Source organism: Clostridium sp. UBA1056 (genome assembly GCA_002316385.1).
In the GTDB taxonomy this organism is placed as follows: Bacteria; Bacillota; Clostridia; order Clostridiales; family Clostridiaceae; genus Clostridium_J.
Genome location: DCDL01000064.1, coordinates 1 through 244, shown reverse-complemented (window position 1 = coordinate 244; position 244 = coordinate 1).

Sequence of the window (244 nt, the reverse complement as noted above, 5' to 3'; positions counted from 1 at the left end):
TATTTAGATTAGTTTATTTTACTTTACGAAAGCCCCTTTTGATAACTTACATATAATTAATCTCATATAAATCATATTCTAATCCTTTAGGGGCTAGTCAAGAAAAAGTTTATATTGTAAAATAGATGTCTAGTTTTAATAAATTTTTATTTTATTGTATAATTAGAAGTGAATATAATTAAAAGTAGAGTTCGGAGAATTAAATGAGATAATAGTATAAGAAAATTTATCCGATGACTACCCG